Genomic DNA, 5,781 nt, shown 5'->3' with positions numbered 1-5,781 from the left:
GGGCCGTTCTTGAAACGGCCGGACTGAAGTTGACGGGATCCCGTCTGATCATCGCGATCGGGCGGGATCTCGTCGTTTCAGGGGTTTCCGAATTGGATTCGTCCTGGTTCGGGGCCTGCGGAGTCGGCGTCTGGGAAGGCCCGAGTGGTGGCAGGCGGCTGGTGGAGGAGCGAGATCCGGCCGTTGGGCATGGCGAAGCTGACGGTGAGCGGGGCGCTGCGACAAGGTGGCGGGTTTTGCGGCTTATGGGGCTGGTGGCGGCCTGCTCTGGCCTGCGGGTGGTATGCCGTCGAAGGGCTGGGCCGGAGCCTGCGGCGTGTCGGCGAGTGTGACGGGCCTGTCCTGGAGCTCATGGATGTGGCGCCACTGGTCGAGAAAGTGGTCGTTGGCGACAGTGACGAGCAGAGCGACCAGGATGGTCTGGGCGACGCGTCCGTGGGCGAGCCGGTTCTTGGCATCGCCGAGGTCGAGGTCGTGTCCCTTGAGTCTGCCGTTGATGCCTTCGGTGTTGGCCCGGACAGACTTGTAGGTTCCGATCCAGGCGGAACTCAGGTAGGCCAGGTCCTGGCGGAACTTGTCGAGGTGGCCGAGATCGTCCTTGCGGATGGTGATGGTGTGTTGGCTGCAGATCTTCGGCAGTTGGCTGGCCTTCAGATCAGGCTGTGGCGGCAGGACGCGGGGTTTGGCCGCGGAGTGGGCGGCTCGCTGCCGGGCGTCGGTCAGATCAACCGCAGCGGGTCGGCTGGGTCCGCGCTGGTGGAGACGGTCGAAGCGGGGGCAGGTGACCGATGGGGAGGTGCCTGCTGCCGGGCACTGGTAGCGGACGGCGCCGTCTGCGTTCGCGCTCTGTTTGAGGCGCAGCAAGTACGGCTCTCGCGCGGCGATCAACGCGGTGAGCTCTTCCGACGGTGCGCGGATGGCGGCGTCGTCCAGGCCGGTGGTCGCCTGAGCAAGCCTGTCGGGCATCAGCGGGCATGCTGGGGAGCCGTCGATGAGCGGGCTGTCGTGGACACTGCCCTGCACTCCCCGCTGCTCCACTTTGTAATCGAGGGCGAGCCGGTAGCCGAGTTCGCGTGCGGGCCGGGCGAAGTGGCCGGGTTGCTGGTCGGTGTAGGCGCGGTCGGCGACGGCGAATGCTGCAGGCAAGCCGAGGGCGGCCAGGGGTTTGAGGGTGGTGATGGCGTTGGCGCCGATGCGTTTGTGCGGGGTGTCCAGGACCAGGCCGAGCGCCAGTTGCGGGAAAGAGCCGAGTGCCGGGCGGGTGCGGGCGGCGACGGTGAGGGTGGCACTGTAGCCGTACTCGGGTGGGCCGTTGCCGGCCGAGTGGTGCCAGCCTGCGGTGATCTCGGTGGAGGCGATCAGTTCCCCGGTGGAGCGGCGGGCCCGGGGTGGGCGGGCGAAGACGGGGGCGGCGGTGGTGTCGATGCCGACGTCGCCGCGGAAGTGACGGAGGTAGCCCCGGCCTTTGGCCCAGCGCACTGGGGTGAGCACCAGCGCGGTGACGATGTCCTGCAGCAGTTCCCGCTTGCGTGCGTGTGCTGGGTCGTCATGCTCCCACGCGGTGGCCAGCACGTCGGCCTGGTGCTGGGGCAGGCGGGCGCGCCGATCGTGGCGGGCTGGATCCAGCAGGGTGGTCAGGCGGTCGAAGGCCCGGTAGAAGCGGCGAGAAGAGGCGAGCACCTGGTGGATGTCTTCGCGGTGGACGTCGGGCAGACCGAGCCGATGGCGTGCGGCGGCGCTAAGACAGAACGCGGCGATCCGCCAGGCCTCGACGAGCGTGGCCTTGCCGGTGTGGTTGATGGACAGCAGCAGGCAGGTCAGCACCGCGGCGATGGGCAGCCCGGGCGGGCCGGGCCTCGGGCCGAGTTCGGCGTCGATCAGCGGCATGATGCCGGAGTCGTCCAGCAGCCGGGCATAGTGACCGACGACGGCATCGGGGATCTGTGCCGTCTGCTTGGCAGGTGGCCGGGGCCGGGTGGCTCGGGCTCGGGTGGTGCGCGGCGGCCAGGCGCGTGGCTTCGCCGTACTCACCTGGCCTGTTTGTCGGGCCTGCCGCGCAGCAGCGCGACCGCGGTGGACTCGTCCAGGACGGGGACGAAATGTTGGTAGTGGGCCAGTGCGGAGGTGCTCATCCCGGCCGCGGCGGCCACCACCCCCAGATCGATGCGGGCGCTCAGCAACTCGACGAGCCAGGAGGAGCGCAGCCGGCGCACCGACAGGGCGGGCAGGCCACCGGTAGGGGTGTGGCGGGCCGTCCAGGAGCTGAACAGGTTCTTGGCGTGCCGAGCGGTGCGCCTGGGCCGGAACACGAACCGGTCGCCCGGCTGGTCGGCGGCATGAGCCAGGACGTCCTCCCAGGCGGCGCGGCAGACGATCAACCGCTCGGTGCCGGGGACGGCGACCACGACCGCGCCGCAGTCCAAGCGGCGCAGATGCCCGGTGCGGACGGCGGCCACTTCTCCAGAGGCCAGACCGCAGCCGAAGGCGAGCGCCATCAACGCCAGAGCGTCGCCCCTGGCCTGGCCAGGCAGGCGTTCGGCCCAGCCGCGAAGGCGGCCGAGCTGGGCCGGCGAGTACGGCGGGCTGACCTTCTTGGGGGCTTTCATCGGTGGCGGCACCTGTTCGCCGCGTTCCAGCCAGGCCAGCGTGGCGCGCATGTGCCGCAGCCAGGACCGGTAGGTCTGCGCCGAGCTCGGGGCCAGATCGGTGCAGCCGGTCAGGACGAACGCGTCGATCGTTTCGTGCCGCAGCCACACTTCCGGGTCATCGGGCAGGCCGGAGCGGTGACACCACACGGCCAGCCGGGTGGTCGCGGTGAGCAGCCGCTGCACTCGGTAGGGGGAGCGGTCGGCGCTGGCGGCGACCAGCATCCGGACGTGCCCGGCGATCTGTTCCCATTCCGGCGTGGCCTGCTGCGGCCGGTAGTCGGTGATCTTCGCCGAGGTTTTCGCGTCGAGGGTCACACCCCATCCATAGCGGCAGGACAACCTGCCGTTACGGAGGGCGACGACATCTATCGAAAGGAGTCGTTTGTCATGGTCGGAGGACGCGGGCGTTCCCGCTCTCCCCGGGAGTTGGCCGACGACCCGGAGAACTGGCCCCACGCGAATCTGTCCGGCCATCCGGCCGCCGCCGTCGTCCAGTCCATCGCCGCAGCTCTGCAAGCAGTGATGGCCGAGCGAGGGCTGAGTTTCCGCCGACTGGCCGAGGTCAGTGGGGTGAACCGGCAGACCGTCAACGACGTGGTCGTCGGGCGTTGCTGGCCGGATGTGGCCACCATCGCCCAACTGGAGGCCGGCCTGGCCGTCCGGCTGTGGCCTGCTTCGCCCACCGGGGCGGGCGGAAGCTGACCCGCGGCGGACTCCTTCTCGCCCTGGTGAGGGCATCGTCGATCCTTCCCTCGCCTGCCCTGCCGCTCGCAGGGCAGGCGAAATCCAGGCTCGACGCCTCCCCAAAGGCCCCCATTCGAGTTACTCTCGGGAGTGCGCGAGACACTGTCAGTTAGAACCTGGAGGGTGCTCACGCAACCTCGGGTGCCGCCGAGGGCCTAATCTCGGCGGCACCCTGCTCGTCCGGCCCGGCGTCCCACGACCGTCGTTGAACGCCTGGTCTGCAATGTGTCTGTCGCTTTATGCCTCGTCGTTGGCGACTCCCCCCAGCGCGTGGCCATTGATGCCCGCGGCGATGGAGAACAGACCCGGCTCGTGCTGGGTCAGCCAGCCCAGCGCCGTCAGCCGCTTGAGCCGTGCTCGGGTGGTCTCCACCCGCCCCCGCACGTCGGGCTCGCCCAGCGCTTGAGCCACTTCCTTGGCGCGCATCGTCCGCCCGGAACTCGCCATGATCACAACGACCTGCTGGTCGAGCCCGGCGACCGGTTTCGGCGCCGAAACCTTTGGCGAGGTGTGCGTCGGGCCGTCAGGCGTGCCGCCAGACGGTGCCCGCTCAGGCCCGGAATGCCCGGCCAGCATTGGCGCGACTATCCTCCGGGCGGTGGCCAGGTCGCTCAGCCGCTCTTCCAGGGCCGCCACCTGCTCACGCAACGACTCAAGCTGCCCGCGGACGGACTCCTCGTCCGCAGCCAGCTGCTCCAGTAGCGATGCTTCGCCCAACGTCATGCCGACCTCCACGTACTGGCGCCGTGCGCAACTAGCAGAGAGTGTGCGAATGCAAAGAGTTACACAGTGCCTGCAAACCGTAACTGTAGATGGCTTTGCGGCCCACGTGAAGAGACACCTCTGCAATCAGTTCTTCCACCACCGAGCACAACTGTCCCTGTGCGACTACAGGCTCGCCGGATGGCTCGACAACCACTCACTGTGCGCCGCATTGAGGCGATCCCTCGCTGCAAAGTCTTGGAGAACCCAGTCCGCTCCGCCGTCGTAGGAAATGATCCGACTCATGCATAAGTCGACGATCAGGACGCCGGCGATGACGTCATCAGCCGCTGTTCTCAGCGCCGGACGAGCGCGTCCTGGAGGTGACGAAGGGACCACTGGGAGTTCTGCGCCTGCTCATGATCCCCACCGAGAGCCTCCGTGTCCTGCTCACGGAGGCTCTCGGCGTGTTCTCATATGCAGGTGATAGATCATTACCGGGACGTCCTGCGCCGCGTCGCCTGGCTGGACGCCCTCTGCTGGATCGTTGTGCAGCCCCTCGGAGAGCATCTCGGCCTCGACGACGTCTTGACGACGTCTTATGGCGCGTGAACGGCGGCCGCGACCCCGAACAGCGTGTCATGGCCTACCCGCCCGAGGAGGCGCTGGAGGCGGACGGGCCCGTGCTCTTCGCCTTCGAAGGCGACGGCGCCTGGGGTCTGCTGGAGTTCACCTATGGATACGGGCTCTCGGACCAGGTTCTCGCCACGGTCAGTGAGGGTGCCCGGGTGTGGATGGCGTCCTGGCACTTCAAGGGCGGCCACACGGTTGTCTACGCGGCCGACGGGCGGATCAGGGCGCGGATGTGGGAGTTCGTCTTCGGCGACCGCCGGGAGGAGGATGGCGACCCGTCCGCTTTGGCCGGTCTGCGCACCCTGCTCGACGGCCTGGTCCGCGACGACTTCGACGGCAAGTGCGCCGCCGTGTTCGCCTTCACCGAACAGACCACCGGGGTAGGCTTCGACGCCGATCAACTGCTCGCGGAGAACGCGCCCGTCATCGTTCTCGACGTGCCGCGCCCCTGACTCCCACCATTCCCGGGTCATCATGAGGGCTGCGCTACCGCGAACCGAGGCACCAGTACCTTGAGTCATCCAGGTGTGATTCGCCCCGAAAGTGACATCGTCCCGGCATGAGCCATGACCTCGCGGTGTGAGAGGGCGAGTATCCCGCGAATGATCAAGAATCGGAAGAGATGCATTCCGCCCTCTACAACCAGTACATCCACGCGGACACAGAGATTCCGCCGACCCTCTGCTCGCGGAATACGTGCAGCGCCTCCTGCAGTGCCGGCTGGACCTGGACGAGATGGACAAGGACGGCTAAGCGGATATTCCCTGGTCAACATCCCCGCTGATCGGAAAAGCGGCAGGCCCCTTACGTCTCCTTCCCCATGGTGTACCGCCGCGCGGAGGAGTCCTCGGTGTACGCGGTCCAGGTCGCGACCGAACTCGGTTTGCGCTGCTGCCACCCTCAGCTGGACCGCCTTCGGGTCTCGTAACCACTGTCAAGCCGATCACATCGAGGCGGGCGCCTCACTCGACCTGGGAAACGATCACGCGGAACTCGGGAAGCGATCTTTCATGCCTCTGCTGCTTTCCAGGCCAGGCACACTCGTGAACACCCC

General features: G+C 68.1%; 5 protein-coding genes. 2 read left to right on the top strand and 3 right to left on the bottom strand.

Annotated elements, in window-relative coordinates; translation table 11 throughout:
- Nucleotides 1-243 precede the first annotated feature (243 nt).
- Nucleotides 244-2,031, bottom strand: coding sequence for a hypothetical protein (locus ACIBF7_RS44905; protein WP_397199926.1), 1,788 nt, complete (start codon nucleotides 2,029-2,031; stop codon nucleotides 244-246).
- Nucleotides 2,028-2,963, bottom strand: a complete 936-nt coding sequence (locus ACIBF7_RS44900) for a hypothetical protein (protein WP_397034443.1) — start codon at nucleotides 2,961-2,963, stop codon at nucleotides 2,028-2,030. Before ACIBF7_RS44900 ends, ACIBF7_RS44905 begins: the two co-directional genes overlap by 4 nt.
- Before the next feature lie 111 nt (nucleotides 2,964-3,074).
- Here ACIBF7_RS44900 and ACIBF7_RS44895 point away from each other — a divergent pair, with 111 nt between their 5' ends.
- Nucleotides 3,075-3,350, top strand: a complete 276-nt coding sequence (locus ACIBF7_RS44895) for a helix-turn-helix domain-containing protein (RefSeq protein ID WP_397199925.1) — start codon at nucleotides 3,075-3,077, stop codon at nucleotides 3,348-3,350.
- A gap of 279 nt (nucleotides 3,351-3,629) precedes the next feature.
- Here ACIBF7_RS44895 and ACIBF7_RS44890 read toward each other — a convergent pair whose 3' ends face one another.
- Nucleotides 3,630-4,115, bottom strand: a complete 486-nt coding sequence (locus ACIBF7_RS44890; protein ID WP_397199924.1) for a hypothetical protein — start codon at nucleotides 4,113-4,115, stop codon at nucleotides 3,630-3,632.
- 587 nt (nucleotides 4,116-4,702) lie between these two features.
- Between ACIBF7_RS44890 and ACIBF7_RS44885 the strand changes: the two genes are divergently transcribed.
- On the top strand, nucleotides 4,703-5,179 hold the full coding sequence (locus ACIBF7_RS44885) for a hypothetical protein (protein ID WP_397199923.1): 477 nt from the start codon (nucleotides 4,703-4,705) through the stop codon (nucleotides 5,177-5,179).
- The last annotated feature ends 602 nt before the right edge of the window (nucleotides 5,180-5,781 follow it).

Source organism: Nonomuraea sp. NPDC050478, from assembly GCF_044458265.1.
GTDB lineage: Bacteria > Actinomycetota > Actinomycetes > Streptosporangiales > Streptosporangiaceae > Nonomuraea > Nonomuraea ferruginea.
Note: the sequence above shows the minus strand (reverse complement) of the source record. Positions and strands in the feature narration are given on the sequence as shown.

Bases quoted from the DNA above. Each gene is read 5' to 3' on its own strand.
- ACIBF7_RS44890 (WP_397199924.1), bottom strand. From the start codon at position 4,115: ATGACGTTGGGCGAAGCATCGCTACTGGAGCAGCTGGCTGCGGACGAG.